20 protein-coding genes and 1 tRNA gene are annotated in these 21,370 nt (G+C 63.9%); 10 read left to right on the plus strand and 11 right to left on the minus strand.

The window, feature by feature from the left end:
- Positions 1–4: 4 nt before the first annotated feature.
- The gene (locus IVB24_RS26540; RefSeq protein ID WP_247769565.1) at positions 5–1,039 is read left to right on the plus strand and encodes a Gfo/Idh/MocA family oxidoreductase; all 1,035 of its coding nucleotides are present in this window, start codon (positions 5–7) and stop codon (positions 1,037–1,039) included.
- Here the strand turns inward: IVB24_RS26540 and IVB24_RS26545 are convergent.
- A complete protein-coding gene (locus IVB24_RS26545; RefSeq protein WP_247769566.1) occupies positions 1,029–2,678 on the minus strand; it encodes a hypothetical protein in 1,650 nt (549 codons plus the stop codon). The two genes, IVB24_RS26540 and IVB24_RS26545, sit on opposite strands and share 11 nt — an antisense overlap.
- 174 nt (positions 2,679–2,852) lie before the next feature.
- On the opposite strand from IVB24_RS26545, the gene IVB24_RS26550 reads away from it, so the two are divergent.
- The 3 genes from IVB24_RS26550 to IVB24_RS26560 all read left to right on the plus strand — a co-directional run bounded on the left by IVB24_RS26550 (position 2,853) and on the right by IVB24_RS26560 (position 4,778).
- Complete coding sequence (locus IVB24_RS26550) at positions 2,853–3,359, plus strand: hypothetical protein (RefSeq protein ID WP_247769567.1); 507 nt, start codon at positions 2,853–2,855, stop codon at positions 3,357–3,359.
- Between the two features lie 6 nt (positions 3,360–3,365).
- The gene (locus IVB24_RS26555) at positions 3,366–3,875 is read left to right on the plus strand and encodes a hypothetical protein (RefSeq protein ID WP_247769568.1); all 510 of its coding nucleotides are present in this window, start codon (positions 3,366–3,368) and stop codon (positions 3,873–3,875) included.
- A gap of 141 nt (positions 3,876–4,016) precedes the next feature.
- The gene (locus IVB24_RS26560) at positions 4,017–4,778 is read left to right on the plus strand and encodes a glycosyltransferase family 2 protein (RefSeq protein ID WP_247769569.1); all 762 of its coding nucleotides are present in this window, start codon (positions 4,017–4,019) and stop codon (positions 4,776–4,778) included.
- A gap of 136 nt (positions 4,779–4,914) precedes the next feature.
- On the opposite strand, the gene IVB24_RS26565 is transcribed toward IVB24_RS26560, so the two are convergent.
- Positions 4,915–4,990 (minus strand) — tRNA-Trp (locus IVB24_RS26565).
- 151 nt (positions 4,991–5,141) lie between these two features.
- On the opposite strand from IVB24_RS26565, the gene IVB24_RS26570 reads away from it, so the two are divergent.
- Positions 5,142–6,377, plus strand: a complete 1,236-nt coding sequence (locus IVB24_RS26570; RefSeq protein ID WP_140480209.1) for a serine hydrolase domain-containing protein — start codon at positions 5,142–5,144, stop codon at positions 6,375–6,377.
- 7 nt (positions 6,378–6,384) lie between these two features.
- Here the strand turns inward: IVB24_RS26570 and IVB24_RS26575 are convergent, their stop codons facing one another.
- The 3 genes from IVB24_RS26575 to IVB24_RS26585 form a co-directional block, all read right to left on the minus strand.
- A complete protein-coding gene (locus IVB24_RS26575; protein ID WP_094972029.1) occupies positions 6,385–8,349 on the minus strand; it encodes an AI-2E family transporter in 1,965 nt (654 codons plus the stop codon).
- 107 nt (positions 8,350–8,456) lie between these two features.
- Complete coding sequence (locus IVB24_RS26580; RefSeq protein ID WP_094972030.1) at positions 8,457–9,224, minus strand: SDR family oxidoreductase; 768 nt, start codon at positions 9,222–9,224, stop codon at positions 8,457–8,459.
- 68 nt (positions 9,225–9,292) lie between these two features.
- On the minus strand, positions 9,293–9,991 hold the full coding sequence (locus tag IVB24_RS26585; protein WP_162308606.1) for a histidine phosphatase family protein: 699 nt from the start codon (positions 9,989–9,991) through the stop codon (positions 9,293–9,295).
- 134 nt (positions 9,992–10,125) lie between these two features.
- Here IVB24_RS26585 and IVB24_RS26590 point away from each other — a divergent pair, with 134 nt between their 5' ends.
- The 4 genes from IVB24_RS26590 (at position 10,126) to IVB24_RS26605 (ending at position 15,107) form a co-directional block, all read left to right on the plus strand.
- Positions 10,126–10,911, plus strand: coding sequence for an SDR family oxidoreductase (locus tag IVB24_RS26590; RefSeq protein ID WP_094972032.1), 786 nt, complete (start codon positions 10,126–10,128; stop codon positions 10,909–10,911).
- Positions 10,912–11,705: 794 nt separating this feature from the next.
- On the plus strand, positions 11,706–13,310 hold the full coding sequence (locus IVB24_RS26595; RefSeq protein ID WP_247769570.1) for an IS1182 family transposase: 1,605 nt from the start codon (positions 11,706–11,708) through the stop codon (positions 13,308–13,310).
- Positions 13,311–13,533: 223 nt separating this feature from the next.
- Positions 13,534–14,706 carry an acetylornithine deacetylase gene (gene argE, locus IVB24_RS26600; protein WP_166468971.1) on the plus strand — a complete coding sequence of 391 codons (1,173 nt, stop codon included), beginning with the start codon at positions 13,534–13,536 and terminating at the stop codon, positions 14,704–14,706.
- 116 nt (positions 14,707–14,822) lie between these two features.
- The gene (locus tag IVB24_RS26605; RefSeq protein ID WP_247769571.1) at positions 14,823–15,107 is read left to right on the plus strand and encodes an Imm8 family immunity protein; all 285 of its coding nucleotides are present in this window, start codon (positions 14,823–14,825) and stop codon (positions 15,105–15,107) included.
- Positions 15,108–15,191: 84 nt separating this feature from the next.
- Here IVB24_RS26605 and IVB24_RS26610 read toward each other — a convergent pair whose 3' ends face one another.
- Together IVB24_RS26610 and IVB24_RS26615 are read right to left on the minus strand one after the other, a co-directional pair.
- On the minus strand, positions 15,192–16,250 hold the full coding sequence (locus tag IVB24_RS26610) for a phosphotransferase family protein (RefSeq protein ID WP_094972034.1): 1,059 nt from the start codon (positions 16,248–16,250) through the stop codon (positions 15,192–15,194).
- A gap of 246 nt (positions 16,251–16,496) precedes the next feature.
- Positions 16,497–17,732, minus strand: a complete 1,236-nt coding sequence (locus IVB24_RS26615; RefSeq protein WP_094972035.1) for an acyl-CoA dehydrogenase family protein — start codon at positions 17,730–17,732, stop codon at positions 16,497–16,499.
- Positions 17,733–17,959: 227 nt separating this feature from the next.
- Here IVB24_RS26615 and IVB24_RS26620 point away from each other — a divergent pair, with 227 nt between their 5' ends.
- On the plus strand, positions 17,960–18,619 hold the full coding sequence (locus IVB24_RS26620) for a TetR/AcrR family transcriptional regulator (protein WP_247769572.1): 660 nt from the start codon (positions 17,960–17,962) through the stop codon (positions 18,617–18,619).
- A 12-nt stretch (positions 18,620–18,631) separates the two neighbouring features.
- On the opposite strand, the gene IVB24_RS26625 is transcribed toward IVB24_RS26620, so the two are convergent.
- The 4 genes from IVB24_RS26625 to IVB24_RS26640 all read right to left on the minus strand — a co-directional run bounded on the left by IVB24_RS26625 (position 18,632) and on the right by IVB24_RS26640 (position 21,370).
- Positions 18,632–19,583, minus strand: a protein-coding gene (locus IVB24_RS26625) for an IS630 family transposase (RefSeq protein WP_247769573.1) whose coding sequence is annotated in 2 segments (ribosomal slippage) — positions 18,632–19,244 and positions 19,243–19,583 — 954 coding nt in all. Because the reading frame shifts where the segments join, the coding sequence is not laid out codon by codon here.
- 99 nt (positions 19,584–19,682) lie between these two features.
- Positions 19,683–20,075 (minus strand): RidA family protein, encoded by a 393-nt coding sequence (locus IVB24_RS26630; RefSeq protein ID WP_166468969.1) that lies wholly within the window; start codon positions 20,073–20,075, stop codon positions 19,683–19,685.
- A 99-nt stretch (positions 20,076–20,174) separates the two neighbouring features.
- Positions 20,175–20,390, minus strand: a complete 216-nt coding sequence (locus IVB24_RS26635; RefSeq protein WP_094972038.1) for a hypothetical protein — start codon at positions 20,388–20,390, stop codon at positions 20,175–20,177.
- Positions 20,391–20,494: 104 nt separating this feature from the next.
- On the minus strand, positions 20,495–21,370 hold the full coding sequence (locus IVB24_RS26640) for a 3-keto-5-aminohexanoate cleavage protein (protein ID WP_247769574.1): 876 nt from the start codon (positions 21,368–21,370) through the stop codon (positions 20,495–20,497).

Genomic DNA, 21,370 nt, shown 5'->3' on the forward strand with positions numbered 1-21,370 from the left:
GCCAGTGAAGCCGGGCATTGGCATCATCGGAACGGGCATGGTCGGCCAGATGTGCCACCTCGCCAATTTCGCTGCCAATCCCGCCTGCCGCGTCGTGGCGATTGCCGATCTCCGGCCCGACCTCGCTGCCGCCGCGGCGCAGAAATTCGGCATCCCCCGGGTTTACGGCACGCACCGCGAGTTGCTCGAGGACAGCGCGGTGTCCGCCGTCGTGGTCGTGACCAAGCGTCGCGCCACGGGCCCGATCGTGCTGGACGCGTTGAACCGCGGCCGGCACGTGCTGTCGGAAAAGCCGATGGCCTACACGACGGCCCAGGCCATTTCGCTGGTCGAAGCTGCGCGGCGGCAAGACCTCGTCTACAGTATCGGCTACATGAAGCGTCACGATGCCGGCGTGGCACGGGCGCTGCAGGTTTTGGCGCGCTTGCGCAACGACCAGTCGCTCGGTCGCATCGTCCGGGCAAAAGGCTGGTGCTTCGGCGGCGACACCGGCCGCTCGCACGACAATTTCGTGATGACCGGCGAAGCGCGACCGGACGGGATCGAACTCTGGCAGGATGGTCCCGACTGGATGCCGCGGGCGATGCGTCCCGGCTACGGCAATTTTCTGAACGTCTTCAGCCATGTCATCAATCTGGCGCGCTACCTGCTCGGATCGTCGCCGACGGTTGCCGAAAGCGCGATCGAGGCTTCGGGTGCCGGGCGCATCATCCTCGATTTCGACGGCACCGAATGCACGCTGGATCTCGTGAACGGATCAGACGGTGCCTGGCGCGAAGGACTGACGATCGACTTCGAGCGCGGCGCTGTGACCCTGGAATTACCTCCACCCTTTGCCGAGCAAGAGGCGGAGGTCATCGTCGAGCACGATGGTCAGAGCACGCACCTGACGGGTGAAACGAGCTGGGCATTCCGGCGCCAGGCCGACGCCTTCGTGTCCGATGTCGCCGCACGAGGCGTGCCCTTGGCCTCCGGCGCGGATTCAGTGACCGACATCGCGCTTGCGGAGACCGTTTGGAAACAGCGCTCTAGCGGCTAGGCGCGACATGCTTCTCGAGCGGCAGGATGCCCGCGATGGGCCCAAGCTTGATCGTGACCTGCGCCAGCTGAGCCAGGAACTCCGCTACATCGCACCGCGCCAGCAGCCTGCAGGCATAGTATTTCCGCACCAGAGTCTGGTTCGGCGCCGCTCCCGGGCCCGGCTGGAACGAGATCGTCGCTTGCGCCCCCGTCGGATCGAAATGATGGAATGCGCTTCCCGGAGCCGTCCGCGCCTCGTCCATTCCCCGCAGGATGTCGGGCCGTTCGGCGCGCAGTGCAAATCCGAAGAAGGGCTGATTGCCCCAGGCGAGGCGCAGCATGCCCGTGACCTCGGCGAGGCCGAACGGGACGTGCCGTGACGGGTAGTCGACAAAGCCGTCATCGAGCGCATAGACCGTCGCCGCGGGCTGGGGCCGGCCGGCAAGGTCGCGCGTCAGGGCCTCCTGCTTCAGCGTTCTCGCCTGCATGAAGACGTAGTCGCTCCACAACATGCCGATCGACAGGATCAGGCCCGATCCGAACATGATCGCAAACGCGACGCTGGGTGTGATCCAACGTTCGGCCAGCCGCTTGAATGCGAGAAACGCCAACGCCGACGGCACGCCGAACATCAGCAGATGACGGCTCTCGTAGAAATGCGTGGACGACGGCCGCAGGCCGGCGATCAGATAGGGCGACGACAATGCGAGGAACAGGACCACTGCGAACACGAGCGGCAAGACGATCGCGAGTCTGGACGTGGTCGGCTTCGTGTCGGCACGCAGCAGCAAGACCATGCCGACGAGCACCGCGGCCAAAATGAACAGCACCGGGACGGCGATCGCCGCGCGCAACGCGTGCGCCACGACGTCCCTGTAGCCGGTGATGAAAAATGCCCACCACCCCCCAGCCAATTCGCGCAAGCTCGGGAGATGGGCGTCATAGTGCTGCGTGTAGACGCCGATCCGCTTGAACCAGATATTGAGCGTGCCCCAGTAGATCAGGGGCAGCACCATCAATTCCGGATAGAGCAGGGCGCAGCGCCAGGATGCGAGCCATGTGCGGCGGACCAAGCCGTCAGCCGCCTTGCCGCCCCGCCATATCGCAACGAAGAGACCAAGCACGACGAAGGCATAGAGCACGATCGTCGAGTTGAGCGCGAAGCTCAGCAGGAACACGAGCGAACAGGCCACGCGAAGCAGCACGCGCCGCAGGCCGCGGGCGCTGAACGCCAGCGTCAACAGCCATGCGCCGATCAACAGCAGTCCGAAGCTGAAGACGTAGACCGCGTTCGCCTTGCCGGCCCACAGCTGATAGCCGGGATAGGTCCAGACGATCAGCGCGAAACCGACCGCCTCGGCGCGGTCGAGCAGACCGAGACGCGTTGCGGTCAGCACGAGCGATATTGCGCCGAAGACGATCCCGGCGAACGCCAGCGAGACCATCACGGCGACAGGGGCGCCCGTCCAGTTCGCGAATTTGTCGTAGCTGTAAAAGATCGGATGACCGGCGCCGTTCAGCAGGAAATCGATGTCGATGAAATAGTCCGGACGCGGCTTGAGCACCAGCCAGTCGTCCATGAAGAGACCGTCGTTCAGGAGCATCGGCGCATGCGCAGCCAGCAGCACGACGAGGAGGACGACTATCGCACGCAGCAATGGGGGTATCTCGGACGGAGGAACGGCATCGCCGGCAAGGAGTCGCACGCCTGCGCGACGTCCGCAAGGCGGGATGCAGGGCGGGACGATGGGCTCCCTTGACCGGAAAAATTCGACCTTTTATAGACTTTCGCTCTGGCTGGGCCTGAGCGACCTCCGGGGCGATTTTCCGCAATGAACATGCTACCGGGCCCGGCGCAAGCCGCTGCGATTGGTCTCAGCGTCGCGCTGCCGCTGCTGTTGCTGTGCTATGCGCGCATCGCCGCCACCGGCGGATCCGGCCGCCGCTTCCGGCTCGGCTCCGTCAGCATCCTGGCCCTCTACGCGATCGCCTGTATCGCGCTTCCCGGTCAACGCCATTTCGACGACGTGCTTGGCGGCCTGTTCCTGCTCGCGACCGCGATGATGTTTTGCTACATCCTGTTCAGTCTGCTGGCTTGGGGCTTCACGCTGACGCTGCTCACGGCACTCGTTAAGGCCGAACGTCCCCTCACCCTGGAGCAATGGGCCGTAGCCTACATGCAGGGCGGCGATCTCGGTTCTTTCACGCACAACCGCCTGAAACTCCTAGTCGGCGCGGGGATGGTGATCGCGGCAGACGGCAGGCTGGCTCCGACGGCCAAGGGGGTGGCGATCGCGCGCCTCGTCAAACTCGTTCGTCTGTCGACGGGCCTTGGGTGAGAGGCCATGATGTCCTTCGTTGTCGGATTCCTCGCCGCCGTCACTTTCGCCCTGCTGTCGCCTGCCTTGCAGTTCATGGCCCGCACACGCGAATGGTCGGTTGGAGCCGTCACCCTGCTCGCGATCGCCGCGATCCTCACCCATGGTCTCGGCGTGCTGCTCGGAATCCTCGTCGTCCCGCAATTTCAGTACTGGGACGCCGCGTCGATTTTCGGTTTTTGCGTGATGGGTTACGTCTTCGCTTTTGGCGCTGTGTACAAATCGGTTTCCCTGGAGATTCTGCTCGGCCTGGTCGACCGGCCCGAGCGGAGGGCTTCGCTGTCCGAGATCATCGAACGGCAGGTTCCAGATCTGTTCCAGGGACGAATTAGGAACCTGGTCGACGCCGGCCTGGTCGAACCGGTGGATTCACGCTTCGCGGCGACGGCGGCGGGCCGCAAGATGGCAGGCCGCGTCGGACAGCTGCGCCGGGCCTTCGGCATCGGCGATACCAGTCTCTATGATTTTTCCGAATAGTTGCCGGGAACACACACATCGCCGGCTTCGTGCCGGTTCTGCAGGGCATATCTGCGCCCCCTTATTGTTCGCTCGGCCCAGATGACCTAGAGTTGCGGTGGGGTTCCACCAGTAAGAGTGGCCGGCAACAGGCGGCATGAGATGACACCTTCCAGGGCGGCCAAGAAACTTACCATCGTCATCCCTGCACTGAACGAGCAGGACAAGATCGCCGACACCATTGACGGCGTGTTGCCGCTCGCCCGCGAGCTGCTCGACGATTTCGAGATTTTCCTGATCGACGACGGCAGCACCGACTCCACCGGTGTGATCATGGACGAGTTCGCAGCCGGCGAGCCGCGCATCGTCGTGCAGCATAACGCCGAGCCGCGCGGTGTCGGAGCCGGCTTCGAATACGCCCTGTCGCGCGCGAAATTCGATGCCATCACGCTCATTCCCGGCGATCACGCCTTCCAGAACGAGGGGATTGCGCAGATGTTCAAGGCGGCGGGCGCCGCCGACCTCGTCATCACCTATCGCGACAACCAGTCGGACCGCTCCGTCAACCGCTCGCTGCAGTCGCACTCGCTTCGGTTCATCCTGAACTGCCTGTTCGGCTTCTGGCTGTCCGACTACCACAGCATGATCGTCTACCCCGTGAAATGGCTGCGCCAGATCGCGGTCAAGGCCGACGGCTACGGCTATCAGATCTGCGCCCTGATCTCGCTGCTCCAGCTCGGCCTCACCTACGTGCAGGTGCCCGTGAGCCTGAATGCGGAGCTGAAGGGCTCGTCCCGCGCGCTGCGGCTGCGCACCTATCTCGAGCTCGGCGGCACCATCGTGTCGCTGCTGCGCCGCGTTCCCATCCGGCACGTCGATCTCAGCCAAATTCCCGATGACGCGGAGCGGGCCCCGGCGCGCTAGGCCCCGCCTGGCCTGCCGACCCCGGACGTCAAGCGGATAGGCACGCGCGTGGTGAGATGGGCTCACGCGTGGCGATTCGCCCGCGGGACGCCTAGTCCCTATCCTGCCAGCAGCTGACTTAAGTGGTTGATTTGACTGGCAGGAGTGGCAGGGCTCGAACCTGCGACCCCCGGTTTTGGAGACCGGTGCTCTACCAATTGAGCTACACTCCTACAGACCCCGCGTCGCCGCTTCGGATCAGGCCGCTTTCAAGCACAGGCGACGGCCGGTTTGCAAGGGTGAACCGCGCCGACTTCGCTTGTTTGTACTGGGGTTTCTGGGCCACACTTGTCTCCCGACAATGAAAAACAATTGGGAGCGCCCATGACCGCCACAGCGACCGCTACAGCCGCCTCACAGGCCACGATCGGGCCGCACACCCCGCCCTTGCCGGAGGCTCGCCCGGAGACGCTCGGGCTGTCGCGCCCGCGCCTCCAGGCCATGTCGGATGCCTTCAAGCGCGAGATCGACAAGGGAACCGTCCCCGGGGTCACCGTGCTGGTGGCGCGGCGTGGCCAAATCGGATGGTTCGAGGCACTCGGCAGGCAGAGCCCGGCGGCCGCAGCGCCGATGACGCGGGATTCGATCTTCCGGATCTTCTCGATGACCAAGCCGATCGTCTCGGTCGCCATCATGGCGCTGGTCGAGGACGGCCACCTCCTGCTCGGCGACGCCGTCGCCAAGTTCATCCCGGAGTTTGCCAGCCAGCAGGTCGGCATCGTCAAGGACGGCAAGCTGGAGCTCGTGCCGCCGGTGCGGCCGATGACCGTGCAGGACCTGCTTCGCCACACCTCCGGCCTGACTTACGAGCATCAGGGCGACGGCCCGGTGCACAAGCTCTACCAGGAGTCCCGCGTCCGCAGCCGCAAGATCACCAATGCCGAGCACGCCGCTCTGGTCGCGAGCTTCCCGCTGGTCTGCCAGCCCGGCGCGGAATTCAACTACAGCCGCTCCACCGACATCCTCGGCCGCATCATCGAGGTCGTCAGCGGCAAGTCGCTCGGTGCGTTCCTCAGCGAGCGCGTGCTCGCGCCGCTGCAGATGGCCGAGACGGGCTTCTCGACCTCCGAAGCCAATGCGGGCCGGCTTGCCGAGCCGTTCGCGGCCGATCCGTGGACTGGCGACAAGGTCGCGCTGTTCAACATGCACGAACAGCCGGTGATGGAGTCAGGCGGCGGCGGCCTTGTCTCGACCACGATGGATTATGCCCGCTTCTGCCTGATGCTGCGCAACGGCGGCACGCTCGACGGCAACAGGATCATCGGGCGCAAGACGCTGGAGTTGATGGCGTCCGATCACCTCGGTCCGCAGGTTGTAACCAACGGCACCCTGCTCTCGCCCGGCCATGGTTTCGGCCTCGGCTTTGCGGTGCGCCGCGAGGCCGGCATCGCACCGTTCCCCGGTAGCGTCGGCCAGTATTTCTGGAGCGGCATTGCGGGGACGTTCTTCTGGATCGATCCGAAGGAGGATCTGTTCGCGGTGTTCATGAGCCAGGGCCCCGGCCAGCGCGATTTTACGCGGACGCTGGTGCGGGACCTCGTTTACGCGGCGGTGGAGTAGCGCGCGTTCAGGCGCTGGCCTGTCGAACGGACGACTCTGGCGAGATAATATGATCGTCGCCCTGCGCCATCGAGACGATGATCTGCGTCGCTTCGCGCAAAGAGGTGGCGAACAGATCTGCCTTCCCGGTCTCGCGCAACTCGTCGATATTGGTGACCCCTTCGGCCCAGCATCCGATCATGATGGCGGCACCGGGCAGCTTGCGCCGGAGCCGCCGCACCGCATAGCGCAGATGCGCGGGGCTGGTGATGCCGATGTAGCTCAGGCAGACCAGCGCCACGCCCGACGTCTCGAGGCGGAAGATGTTGGCCGTCGACAGCGCTTCGGGACCTTCGACGCGGCTGCCAACGCCGTGCGCACGGCAGAGCTGCGCGAGCATGATGGCAGCAGCCTCATCGAGCATGGTTCGGCCGCCGATGCAAAGCACGGCATGTTCGCCGCGGAATCGCTCCGCGACCGCCTCCGGATCTAGCACGGGGATGTCCGGCTGATCGCTGGAAGGCGCGACGGCCTCGATCGCATCGACAACCTCGGCATCTGCGACCTGCCCGTTACCGACGGGGTGGCCGTCATCCTGATCCGAGAGATCGTCGACGAATTCGATCACCGTGTCGCGGATGCGGGCGAGCCGCGTCTGGTCCAGCGCGGCGCGGTCGAAGTCCGATTGGGCGAGCTGCATGCCCTTGATCGCCACTTCGTCGTAATAGGCCGAAAGCGACCGCTCCTTCAGAAACAGTTCGGCCTTCTCGGCCGCCTCGGTCGGATCGCCCGCCAGCATGCGTTGATAGAAGATCTCGGCGGGTGCGAGCGCCGGACGATCGCCGAACATGACGTCGAGGAAGGAGAGCCGTTCGACGTGGCGACCCAGCACGACGAGACAGACGGTGAGAGGCGTCGCGAGCACCAGTCCGATTGGTCCCCAAAGCGCGGTCCAGAACGTCGCGGAGACGACCACAGCCACCGGCGACAGCCCGGTGGTGCGGCCATATAGCAGCGGTTCGACCACATGTCCGACCAAGGGCTCGATGACGAAGAACAGTGCCGCGGTCCACGCCAGCATCCACCAGCCCGGATCGACCGCCACTGCGAGCGCCAACGGGAACGCGGCCGCGATGATCGAACCGATATAGGGCACGAAGCGCAGCACGGCTGCGAGAATGCCCCACAGCGCCGCGCTGGGAATCCCGATCAGCCACAGGCCGCTGCCGATCAACACGCCAAATCCGGTGTTGAGCATGAGCTGGTTGAGGAACAGCCGGCTCAGTCGTGCCGCGGCGTCGTCGAGCGCTGCGGTGGTGCGCTGCAGGTCATGAGAGCCGGCCAGCCTGATCAGGCGATTGCGCAGGTCCTCGCGCTGGATCAGGATGAAGATCACGAAGATCACGATGATCCCCGTCGTCGCCAGCGGCGATACCAGGGGTGCGATCAGCGAGCGCAGGCTCTCGAGCGCCCCGGGATCGGGCTGCAGCACCTCGACCGGGACCGGCTTGACGCCGGTCTTGGCAGCCGGGCCTGAGGTCAGCGGATTGGCCGGCGCCACGGATTTGGGCTTGTCCAGCTCCTTGCCGAGGTCCTGCAGCATCTCTGCGGCTCGCTCCAGCGTGGAACTGCCGCCGGCGACGCCGCGCACCGACTGGATCTTGGAGAGGATTGTGGTCTGGTACTTCGGCAGATCTCCAGCCAGCCCGCTGAGCTGCGTTGCGATCACGCTGCCGAGCGCGAAAATCACCGCGAAGGCGAACAGCACGACCCCGACCACCGCCGCCGCGCGCGGAACATGAAGACGCTGAACCAGCCTGACGGGCGCCGCAAGGACGAAGCTCAGCAGGATGGCGAGCGCGACGGGGACGAAGATCTCCCGTCCCAGGTAAAGCGCCCCGATGATGATGATGCTCAGGATCGCCACGCCGACCGTGACGACGATTGCCAAGACGTCGTCAGTCGATTGCGGCTTGATCACCGGAGGGATCATCGGACTCGCTTCTGGTCCTGGCGTCATGCCCCAGGACTGCGCGGTCTAACGGCCCGGCATGGGGTTAGTTCCTGCTCACCCATGCCCTGCGCCGTTGCGGGCCGCCTTCAGCTGATCGTCGCGCCACCGTCGATCACCATGGTCTGGCCGGTCATGAAGTCGCCGGCCTTCGATCCCAGGAACACCGCCGCGCCGGCGATCTCGTCGGGGATGCCGATGCGCAGCAGCGGTGAGCGTGCGGTCGAGGCTTTCAGGTTCTCCGGGTTGTCCCACAGCGCCTTGGCGAAGTCGGTCTTGATCAGGCCGGGCGCGATGCAGTTCACGCGGATATTGTCCTTGCCGTATTCGCAGGCGAGGTTGCGCGCGAGCTGCATGTCGGCGGCCTTGGAAATCGCATAGGCGCCGAGGATGGTCGAGCCTTTCAATCCGCCGATCGAGGAGACGATGATGATGGAGCCGTCCTTGCGTTCGATCATCTGCGGCACCACCATCGAGATCAGCCAGTTGTTGGCGACGATGTTGTTGTCGAGGATCTTCCTGAACTGATCGTCGGAGATGCCGGCGAGCGGGCCGTAATACGGGTTCGAGGCGGCGTTGCAGACCAGCACATCGATCTTGCCGAAGGCGCGGTTGCTCTCGTCGACGAGGTTTTGCAGATTCTCTTTCGACGAGATGTTGGCGGCGATCGCGACCGCGGTGCCCTTGCCGTATCTGTCGTTGATGCCCTTGGCCACCTGCTCGCAGACGTCGGCCTTGCGCGAGGAGATCACGACCTTGGCGCCGTGCTCGGCCATGCGCTCGGCAATCGCAAGCCCGATGCCGCGCGTCGATCCCGTGATAACGGCGACTTTTCCCTTCATGTCGAACAAGGTCATGTGTCTCTCCCAGAGTATGATTTGAATTGGCCTGAGCTTATGCCGCGGTCGCGCGAGCGGACAACGGCTCAGGCGAGCTTCTTGACTTCCGGTCCCGCGAGTTGATGCATCGCCGCATGCGCGTCATCCGCGATCCAGGGCTGCTGGTTCACCATCGGCAGGCGCCAGACCGTGCGTTCGGGGCTTGCAAAATGATCGATGCGCGTGATCGAGCAATTGTCGATGTCGAACGATAGAGCCTTCTCAAGCTGACCCTCGAGTGCAAGTCCGAGCGCCGCCTTGATCGTGCCGCCATGAGCGACCGCGATCACGTCCTGCCCGGCCGCCTCGGCGTTGATCCGCTCGATGGTGCGGCGCGTGCGGTTGTAGAGGTCCATGAAGCTTTCGCCGCCGGGCGCGGGCTCGTTGATGTCGGCGAACCAGCTCGAGCCGACGGGGCGGCTCGCGATGAAGGCGGCGCGGTTCATGCCCTGCCACTTCCCGAGATTCTGCTCGGCGAGATCTGCCTCCCATGGCATCGACGCAGGCTTCGGGTAGCCGGCCGCCCAGATCGCTGCCGCGGTCTGGTGCGTGCGCATCAGATTGCTCGAATACCAGACCGCCTTGCGCGGCAGCACCTTGGCAACGGCATTGAACACGTAGGTGTCGCTGGTGTCGCAGGCGAGATCGCTCTGCCCGTAGATGTTGCCACCGTCATTGCGTACCGGCGCGTGCCGAACCCACCACCACCGTGTCGTGACCACATTGGGCTTGTCTGCGCCTGCCATCGAAACCCTTCCATCCCGTGTGATGTCGCTGTACGTCAGGTGTGAACGTGTCTCAAGACACTTTACCGTTTGAAATCTTGTTTGAAATTCCGTCGCGCGGCAAGCGTCGCGCGAGGCACCAGAGGGAGAAACGCATGGGCCGCCTGCAAGGCAAATCCGTCATCATCACCGGCGCCGGCAGCGGCATCGGCCGCGCCGCCGCGCTGCTGTTCACCCGGGAAGGCGCCAAGCTGATCGCAGTCGATCGCACCGAGGCGGTGAAGGAGACCGTCGACGAGGTGAAAAAGGCCGGCGGCATCGCGGAAGCCATGATCGCGGACGCAGGTTCCGAAACCGACGTGATGGCCGTGATCGACAAGGCGGTGAAGACGCATGGCCGGCTCGACGTGATCTGGGCCAATGCCGGCGTCTCCGGCGGGCTCGTTCCGCTCGGCGAGCAGACCGTGGAGCAGTGGCAGGAGGTGTTGCGCATCAATCTGATCGGACCGTTCCTCGCCGTGAAGCATGCGATGCCGCACATGGTGAAGCAGCAGTCCGGCGCAATCGTGCTGACAGCCTCCGTCGCGGGCCTCAAGGCCGGCGCCAGCGGACATCCCTATGCCGCGAGCAAGGCCGGCGTCATCAGCCTGGTGCAGACCACCGCGTATTCGCTCACTGGCACCGGCGTGCGCATCAACGCGGTATGCCCGGGCCTGATCGAAACCGGCATGACCAAGCCGATCTTCGACCGCGCCAAGGAGCGCGGCACACAGGACAAGATCGGCCAGCTCAATCCGCTCAAGCGTCCCGGCCAGCCGCACGAACTCGCGGCGATGGGCCTGTTCCTGGCCAGCGACGAAGCGTCGTATGTCAATGGACAGGCGTTCCCGGTGGACGGCGGCCTCACCGCGTCGATGCCGTATACGGGCAAGCCGGTTTGACACTCGCGTGTCCCGGACGCGCTGCAGCGTACTTGCGCTGTTGCGCTCGGCCGGGACCCAGCAGGCCACGGCACCCGCTGATGCATGGGCCCCGGCTCTGCCGCACATCACTTCGTGCAGCGCCGCGTCCGGGGCACGAGACCTTTGTTCAACGACACACATGATTGATCATCCTCGCGGCGCTTTTCGCCCGAGCTTTGCCTGATCGCTTCGCCCTCGATTGGAAAAGGGCGCAGGGAAGACCGGGCGCCGGCTGGCACCCGCGGTCCACTGTGCGAAGGTTGCGCTACAAGAAGCTGCACAGCGGCATACAGGTGTAGCCAGGACATCCCGGCCTTCCCTGCGCAGTGGGTTTACGGCTTATGTCGTGATCTCCCCGGGGAGCGTTGCGCTATTGCCCCCGTCGCCTTGCGGATGGCTGATGCGCTTGCCCGGTTGAGCAATACCCATCACCACAAGACTTGGCGCACAGACCCCGGGCGCCAGGACCACACGATTTTGCCGTACGCCGATCACACCGGTCGTGTGCGCGAGGCGCCTTGCTCACGGTTGCCCGCCCTGCAAAACCCTTCGCGCCGATGCCATCAGCGTCCACCGCCGCCCGGCCCGCGTTCGTGACGATCGCGATACGCCCCTCTTCCTTGGGCCGGGTTGAAACGACACATACGCCGTTTCCGAATTTCGGTAAAGTGGAATATTTTCGACCGAGCGCGTTGACCGATCCATGGCGTGTTTTGCCCGTCGAGGCTGGGCAAGAACTCGGCATTTTGGGGAGTTGATGTACGATTCCGTTCATGACGAATCGCACATTCAAGACCGGCGAGAGCCGAGAGCAACCCAGTCTGCTTCCTGCGCGAGTTGAGGACTATGTCGGGGCGGACAACCCGGTCCGGGCGATCGAGAGCTTCGTTGGCGTCCTCGACCTTGCCAAGCTCGGCTTTCGCCATGCTGACCGCAAGGCCGAAGGGGTCGGCCAGCCGCCTTACGATCCGGCCGATCTGCTGAAGCTGTACCTTTACGGCTACATCAACCAAATCAGGTCGTCGCGTCGGTTGGAGCGGGAAGCTGGCCGCAATCTGGAACTGATCTGGCTGCTGAAGGGATTGAAGCCGGGCTATCGGACGATAGCCAACTTCCGCAAGGAGAACTGGGCGGCTCTGAAGGCGGCCAACCGCAGCTTCGTGCTGCTGATGCGCGAGCTTGGTCTTGTCGGCGGCAGCGTTGCTGCGATTGACGGCTCGTTTTTCCATGGCGACGCCAGCAAGGCTAGTATCTTTACGCGCAAGAGGCTTGCCGATCAGATCGCAAAACTTGACCAGGAGATCGAGGCTTACGGCAAGTCCCTCGAGGACAATGATGCCGCGGAAGCCAAGAAGCCCGGCAAGGATGGGCCCGATGGTGGCAGCGCAGGTGGAGGTGACCTTGGCGCGAAGGTCGCGGCGCTGATGGCCAAGCGCTCGCGCGCACAAGCCGATCTTGCTCGGTTGGAAGAGAACGGCGAGACGCAATTGTCCCTGACCGATCCGGATGCCCGGCTTCTGGTCAAGAGCGGCCAAGGGGTCGCAGGCTATAACGTGCAGACCGCCGTCGACGACAAGCACAAGCTCATTGTCGCCAGCGAGGTGGTGAACGACAGCAGCGACGTCGGCCAGCTACATGCGATGGCCATGGCCGCAAAAGAAGCCCTTGAGGTCAAGGCCCTGCAGGTGCTGGCAGATGAGGGCTATTACAGCAGTCGCGAACTGAAGGCCTGTGAGGATGATGGCATCGTGGCCTATGTGCCGGTGCCGGAGGGCAACTCCCGGCTTGAGAAGCAAGGCCGCTTTGTCCTCAAGGACTTCAACTATGATGGCGTATCCGACACCTACCGTTGTCCCGCCGGCCAACTGCTACATCCGATGAAGAGCAGGCAGAAGAACACCAGTGGCCGCATCGAGATCCGCTACGCGGCGCGTGGGGCGATCTGCAGGACCTGTCCCCTCAAGGTCCGTTGCCTCGGCTCGAACGCGGCCTACCGGGCGATCGGTCGCTGGGAGCATGAAGACGTTCTTGAGCGTCATCGCGCACGGATGCAGGGCGCAGGCGAGCTGATGCGCCGTCGTTCCGGCATCGTCGAGCATCCGTTCGGCACGCTCAAATGCCGTGCCGGCTATCGTCATTTCCTGGTCCGCGGATTCAACAAGGTTGGCGGCGAGTGGAGCTTGATGGCACTCTGCTACAATTTCACCCGCGTGCTCAACATCCTCAGCTTCGACGCGTTCTTGGCCGCGCTCGCAAAGACGCTCGCTCCTCGCCGATGCCCCTTCGCAGCCCTCCTGCAGGGCATGAAGGTCGCTCTAGCGACGTTCTGGCGAATATTTCGGCCTCCGCTCGCAACTCCCCGGTGCGCTACCGCCTAGGACGGCCAACGACCAATTCTTGCCCAGCCTCGTCGGGCAACGCAAGGGATTGTAGCCCGGATGAGCGAAGCGACATCCGGGATTCGCGGCACGAGCGGTCCCGGGTATCGCTCCGCTCACCCGGGCTACTGGTCTCTGGGCCTATGTTGATTTGCCCGCCCGGCCCTCTCGTTGGTATGGTTCCTGCAGGCACTGGGCCTCCATCCCCTGACAGAACGAGACAATGCAGAGCTCAAGACCCGACCGGATTCGAAAACTCCTCGCCGACCTCGTCGCCTTCGACACCGTCAGCGATCGCACCAACCTGCCGCTGATTGCACACATCGAGAGCTATCTCGCCGGGTTCGGCATCAAGGGCGAGCGCTTTGTGGACGCAACCGGGCAAAAGGCTTCGCTGTGGGTCACGATCGGCCCCGCGGACCGCCCGGGCCTGGTGCTGTCGGGCCATACCGACGTCGTACCTGTGGTGGGTCAGGACTGGAGCCACGATCCGTTCAAGCTGGTCGAGCGCGACGGCAAGCTCTACGGCCGCGGCACCACCGACATGAAGGGCTTCGTCGCGGTGTGCCTTGCCATGGTGCCGGAGATGGTCGAGGCCAAGCTCACGACGCCGATCCATCTCGCCATCTCCTATGACGAGGAGATCGGCTGCGTCGGTGTGCGGCCGATGCTCGGCGAGGTCGCGAAGAAACGGATCAAACCGCTCGGCGCCTTCATCGGCGAGCCGACCGAGATGAAGGTCATCATCGGCCACAAGGGCAAGCACGGCGTGCGCGCGACCTTTCACGGGCTCGCCCGCCATTCCTCGATTGCGCCCGACGGCGTCAACGCGATCGAATACGCGGCCGAGCTGATCGTCGAGATCCGCCGCCGCGCCGTGGCGCTTGCGGCCGTGCGCGCAACCGACAGCCTCTACGACGTTCCGCACTCGACGCTGCTCACCAGCATCGTCCATGGCGGCGCCGCACTGAACATCGTGCCCGATACCTGCACGGTGGATTTCGAATGCCGCGGCATCGGCATCACCGAGTCGCGGGAGGTGACGGATGCGATCGTGGCCTGGGCCAAGGCCGAGCTTGAGCCGGCGATGAAGGCGCGACATCCGGACTGCGGCATCGATTTCGAGGAGATCCTCGACTACCCCGCGCTCGACACCGCGGCCGACGCGGCGATCGTCACGCTCGCCAAGAGCCTCGCGGGGCGCAACGACCACGCCAAGGTCGCGTTCGGCACCGAAGCGAGCTTGTTTGCCAGCATGGCCGATGTGCCGTCAGTGGTGATCGGCCCGGGCTCGATCGCGCAGGCGCATACGCCGGATGAGTTCGTGGAGATGGCGGAGCTGGAGAAGTGCGCGGGGTTCGTGGAGAAGCTGATCGCGCATTGTGTGAAGGGGTAGTTGGCAACCGGTAAGCCCATGGCAGTGAAAGTCCGACCGCAACTAAGATCACTCTTCAGTCCGGACGCTGATCCGATTGAACAATTCATGCCGGACGGACCGTTCGGATTTTGGTCATGGCGATGATTGGACCTGCGGACAGCTTGGGTGAAGAGTCGTTCGACTTCATGCTCTGCACTCCCGATTGGTTCGCTTCGCATATGAAGAGCGACATCGTCGAAGGAAGGCACTACCTCTTCGTCAAGGATTTCAACTACGAGCAACTAAAAACTTTTATCGAAGACTATTGCGCCAAATGCTCGGCGAACTCATGGTCTGAGGTTGCCGAGAGGCTGGCTCGCCTCGGGAAATGGGAGTTTGAGGACTACACGGAATACAAGCCGCCCCCAGCAGCGTGGTGAAGGAGGCGCGGCAGGGTGTGAGCATCCGCAGTGTCTGAACGGGCGGCTGTCCCGGGTATCGCTGAGCTCACCCGGGCTACGACGTTAAACCGCGCCCGCCTTTTGCGCGTATTCCCATGACGCCTTCGACAGCGGCACGGTGCGCTTGGCTGATTCCAGCGCCTTGGCGTTCGCCGCGGTGCCGTCACGGACGCGGCCGGCGATGCCTTGGGTGATGCCGGCGAGGCGGAACAAATTGTAGGCGAAGTACCAGTTCAGATCGGGCACCGTCATCTTGGTAACGTTGCAATAGATCTGCGCCGCTTCTTCCACGCTCGGAATGTTGAGCGTCTTGAGGTCGGCACCGTCGAGGCCCGGCATGACCCACTGCATCAGCAGATAGGTGAAGTCGGCCATGGGATCGCCGAGCGTCGACAGCTCCCAGTCCAGCACGGCCAGCACGCGCGGTTCCGTCGGATGGAAAATCATGTTGTCGAGGCGATAGTCGCCGTGCACCACGGAGACGCGGGCCTGCTCCGGCACCGTGCGCGGCAGCCATTCGGCGACCTTCTCGAACTCGGGAATGTGCTGGGTCTCGGACGCCCGATATTGCTTGGTCCAGCGGTCGATCTGGCGCGCGAAATAATTGCCGGGCTTGCCGAACTCGCCGAGGCCGATCGCCGTGGGGTCGTACATGTGGAGTTTCGCCAGCGTCTCGATCTTGCTGGTGAAGATCTTGCGGCGATCTTCCGGAGTCTGGCTCGGCAGCGTCGGATCCCAGAACACCCGGCCCTCCTCCATCGACATGATGTAGAAGGCGGCGCCGATGACACCATCGTCCTGGCACAGCGCATAGGCGTGCGCGACCGGGAAACCCTGCTTGCCGAGCGCTGCGATCACGCGATATTCGCGATCGACCGCGTGCGCCGAGGGCAGCAATTTGCCGAACGGCTTCCTGCGCATTACGTAGGAACGCTTCGGCGTGTTCAGCCGGTAGGTCGGATTGGACTGGCCGCCCTTGAACTGGAGCACGACCAGCGGCCCCTCGAAGCCTTCGACGTTGTCGCGCATCCAGGCTTCGAGCCGCATCTCGTCGATACGATGCCGCTCCTCGACCGGCTTGGTGCCGGAGAATTCTTCGTCTTTCCTGACGCCGTCAGCCACGGTGACGCTCCCTCTTCAGTCCTGACCATTTCAGGTCGAGCATGATCCTAATCGGTAACCGCTGAGGCACTTGCGTCAAGCAGTCATTCCGAATGGGATCATGCCCTGTCGTTTCTTCAGGCCGGGAGCGCCGCCGGGCTCTCCCTCCCAAAGATTCCGTTCCGATAAATCGGAACGGAATCCCTGGATTCTTGTCTTGACGCGTTTTCTAGCGCGAACCGGTGTCCACTTCGCTTGAAAACGCTCTTAGTGCTTGGGAGAGTTGGCATACTTCCGAACCTCGAGCCTGGCAATGGCGCGATTGTGCACCTCGTCCGGACCGTCGGCGAGCCGCAGCGTGCGGATGCCGGCGTAGTCCTTGGCCAGACCCGCTTCGTCCGACACGCCCGCGCCGCCAAACGCCTGGATCGCCTCGTCGATGATCTTCAGCGCCATGTTGGGCGCTGCGACCTTGATCATGGCGATCTCGGCCTGCGCGGTCTTGTTGCCGACCTTGTCCATCATGTCGGCGGCCTTGAGGCACAGCAGACGCGTCATCTCGATGTTGGTGCGGGCCTCGCCGATGCGCTGCTCCCACACAGAGTGCTCGACGATCTTCTTGCCAAAGGCGGTGCGCGACATCAGGCGCTTGACCATCTTCTCCAGCGCCTCCTCGGCCTTGCCGATGGTGCGCATGCAGTGATGGATGCGGCCGGGACCGAGGCGGCCCTGCGCGATCTCGAAGCCGCGGCCCTCGCCGAGCAGGATGTTCTCCTTCGGCACGCGCACGTTCTCGAGCAGCACCTGGGCGTGGCCGTGCGGCGCGTCGTCGAAGCCGAACACGGGCAGCATCTTCTCGACCTTGATGCCGGGGGTATCAAGTGGAACCAGGATCTGCGACTGCTGCTGGTGCTTGGCCGCCTTGAAATCGGTCTTGCCCATCAGGATCGCGATCTTGCATCGGGGATCGCCGACGCCGGACGACCACCATTTGCGGCCGTTGATGACGTAGTGATCGCCGTCGCGCACGATGCTGGTCTCGATATTGGTCGCGTCCGACGAGGCGACAGCGGGTTCCGTCATCAGGAAGGCCGAGCGGATCTCGCCGTCCATCAGCGGCCGCAGCCATTTGCGCTTCTGCTCCTTGGAGCCGTAGCGCATGAACACTTCCATATTGCCGGTATCGGGCGCGGAACAGTTGAAGACTTCCGAGGCCCAGGAGATGTGGCCCATCTGCTCCGACAGCAGCGCGTATTCGAGATTGGTCAGTCCCGCACCGCGGAATTCATCATCCTCATGCTCGTTCGGCGGCATGAACATGTTCCAGAGACCTTCGGCCTTGGCCTTCTTCTTCAGGTCTTCCAGCACCGGGATGACCTTCCAGCGCTCGCCGGCCTTGTCCTGCTCGTTATAGATCGGCACCGCCGGACGCACGTGCTTGGTCATGAACGACTGCACGCGGTCGAGCCATTCCTTCTGCTTGGGGGACAGATCGAAATCCATGGGACGCTCCTCGGTCTCTCTTTGCAAAGCTGTTTTGACCGAACTGTCCTCCCGCCGCGCGCGGCCCGCAAGCGAATGCGCGTGCGTTGACGCGCGAGCCTTGCGGACGCTTCGGAACCTGTTCGCGAGTTGCGAACGAGTCCCGATTGCGGATTGACATCTCCGGCCTTCAAACGATAGTTTCATACAACTGTTTGAATTGCAACTCCCTCCCCTCAGGGGCATCCATGGCCAGCGATCATACGAGATCTGCCATTCTCGCCGCCGCCGAACGGCTCTATGCCGATCGCGGTTTCGGCGACGTGACGCTGCGTGACATCGTCGCGGAGGCGGGTGTCAACCTCGCCGCGGTGAACTATCATTTCGGCTCGAAGGACGAACTGATCGCGGAATTATTCGTCACTCGCTCGATCGCCACCAACCGCGAGCGCCTGCGCGAATTGAAGGCGGCGGAAGAAGAAGGCGGCGGCCGTGCGCCGATCGAGGTGATCCTGCACGCCCTCGTCGGGCCGACGCTGCGCGGCTGCCTCGGCCCCGAGAACCAGCGCTCGACCGCGGCGCGCTTCATGATCCGCGCCTCGATCGAATCCGTGCCGCCGATCCGCCGCATCAAGAACCGCGAGATCGACCATTTGCGCAAATTCGCAGGCGCGATGCGCCGCGCCCTGCCAGACCGCAGCGACGTCGATATCTACTGGGGCCTCAACTTCGCGCTCGCGATGGCACACCACACCATCCGCGAGAGCGAGCGGCTGACGAAGCTGTCGGAAGGCAAATGCGATCTCGACGACGTCGAGGACGTCGTCGCGCGCGTCGTCAGCGTGGCGACGATGGCGCTGACGGCGGGACGGAGTGAGGCGAAGGCGCCAAGGGTGGCGGCGCGCTAGAGCAGATTCTGATCAGGCGCGATCATAACCTGCCGCGGCGAAGAAGTTCAGGCACTCTTGGGCGGTGAAGGCGGCTGTGGTGAGGGCGATAGCATTGTCCAAAGCCTGGATTGATCTGGCGGCGGCCTTTCGCAGGGCGGCTTTGAGCTTTGCGAAGGCCATTTCGATCGGATTGAGGTCGGGCGAATAAGGCGGGAGATAGAGGAGCTGAGCGCCCGCCGCGTCGATTGCGATGGCGATCTCGGTCCGCTTGTGTGCTGCGAGATTGTCCATCACCACGATGTCGCCGGGCTTGAGTGTCGGTACCAGGACTTGCGTCACGTAAGCCTCGAACGCCGGACCATCCATGGGGCCGTCGAGGACCATCGGCGCGGTCATACCGGTCGCTCTAAGCGCGCCGACGAAGGTCGTCGTCTTCCAATGACCATGCGGGATCGTGGCGACACAGCGCTGGCCGTACGGCGAACGGCCGTAGCGCCGCGCCATTTTGGTCGAAGCCCCCGTCTCGTCGATGAACACCAACCGATGGATGCCGATCTCAGGCTGAGACGCCTTCCACGCTGCGCGTTCAGCGGCCACGTCCGGCCGATCCTGCTCGCTGGCGTGCGATGTTTTTTTTGAACGTGATGTTGCGACGATCGAAGAATCGCCAGATCACGCTCGGCACGAAACGCTCGCCGTGGACTTTGAAGAGATGGTCAGCGATCTCGGCCAGCGTCATGTCAGGCGTAACCTTGACCAGGGAGAGGATCTCCGCAGCGTGACCCTCGATCCGAGCTGAACGCCGGTCTCCGCCCTGCGTTCCCGCCTCACAGGCGCCGGTCCTTCGCCACTCGCCAACCAGTTCGATCGCTGTCGAGGGCGCCACGCCGAACCGAACAGCGGCGCCCCGACGGCTCATGCCTTCATCTTCCACAGCCCGAATAATACGAATGCGAAGGTCCGGCGACAGCGGTTTAGCCATGGGGGCTGGCCTCCATCACCAGCCCTCAGGGTGAATCACAATTTGCCTCGCAAGGGAATCCCCTACCGATTCCGACAGGTTGGAAAATGCTCTAGTCCCTCACATCATCGCGATGCAGTCGATCTCGACGTCGAAGGGGCCGAACCATTCCGGCGTGCAGACGAAGATCCGCGCCGGCGGATCGTTGGGGAAATAGCGGGCGTAAACCGCATTGAACGCGGCGAAATGTTTCGTCGAGGTGCAATAGACATTGCACTTCATGACGTTGTCGAGGCTCGCACCGGCCGTCTCGAGGCACAGCTTCATCTGCTCCATGACGATCTCGCTCTGGCGCTCGATCGGCATTTGCGCGATTTCGCCCGTCTCCGGGTCGAACGGCGGCAGGCCTGAGACGAAGATGATGTTGCCGGCGCGCGTCACCGGCGAGACCGGTGCGTTGCGGCGGTCGAGAAAGGACGAGATCGGTTCGACGCGGAGCGCTTCGCGTTTCATGGCCGGCCACCTTCGGTTCGAGCGGGAACGACGCCTGACTACACGATGCTGCAGCCGGCACGCTTCGCTTTTCGTCGAAGTGTGGTCGTAGCCGCGGGCTCAGGCCCGCTGCGGCATCTCCTCGGCCTCTTCCTTGGCGAGCAGCAGCAGCATCTCGATGCCCATGTCGCCTTCCTGCGGCGAGCGGATGAACTTTATTTCGTCCGAGCTTTGCCGCAGCGCGGCAATGATGGCGATGGCTTGATTGGCCGTTGCCGCCTCGGTCGCGAGAACTGCCTTCTGGTTCTTGGCCTGAAACCCGATCGTGTAGGACATTCACTTCCCTCCCGACATTCGCGGAGAGATCGAATCAGAGTCGGGCGCGAAGCGGAAGCCTGTGCGACTACGGACCGGGATTATCTGGGGATGGCCCGCAAGCCTCAGGAAAGCCCGAGCATCGCACGCGCGTCCGCGGCCGTCGCAACGGACGCGCCAAGGCTCTTGAGGATGCCTGCGGCATGGGCGACCAGCTCGGCATTGGTCTTCGCCAGCACGCCCCTGGACATATAGAGATTGTCCTCCATGCCGACGCGGACATGGCCGCCGAGCAAAAAGGCCTGCGCCACCATCGGGAATTCGGCGCGGCCGATGCCGAAGCCGGACCAGACCGCACCCGGCGGCAGCAGGCTGCGGGCGTAGAACATCGTCTCCGGCGTCGCCGAGAAACCGTACTTCACCCCGAGCACGAGCGAGAACAGGCCCGGCCCCTTCAGCGTGCCGTCGGCGAACAGGTCGCGCGCCAGGTGACAATCGCCGGAATCGAACAGCTCGATTTCCGGCAGCACGCCGGCCGCCTTCATCCGCTCGGCCATGATGCGGACATTGCGCGGGGTGTTGATCACGACCTCGCCGCCGGAATTCATGGTGTTGAGGTCGAGCGTACAGATGTCGGGCTTGAGCAGCTCGATGTGCTCGACGCGCTTCTCGGGCTGAAGCAGCGTGGTGCCGGGGCCGGCGACGCGGGGGTCTTCGACCGAGGGCACGAAGCGGCCGCCGGGACCGGTGGTGAGATTGATGACGAGGCTCTTGTTGCGGGCGCGGATCAACTCGACCACTTCTCGGTAGAGGCCGATCTCCATCGACGGACGCCCCGTGGCGGGATCGCGCACATGGATGTGGGCGATGGCAGCGCCGGCTTCGGCGGCTTCCAGCGCGGAGGTCGCGATCTGCTCGGGCGTGATTGGGAGATAGGGCGACTGCTCGGGCCTGGTGAGATTGCCGGTGATGGCGCAGGTGATGATGGTTTTGCCGGTCAT

Source organism: Bradyrhizobium sp. 192 (assembly GCF_023100965.1).
GTDB classification, from domain to species: Bacteria; Pseudomonadota; Alphaproteobacteria; order Rhizobiales; family Xanthobacteraceae; genus Bradyrhizobium; species Bradyrhizobium symbiodeficiens.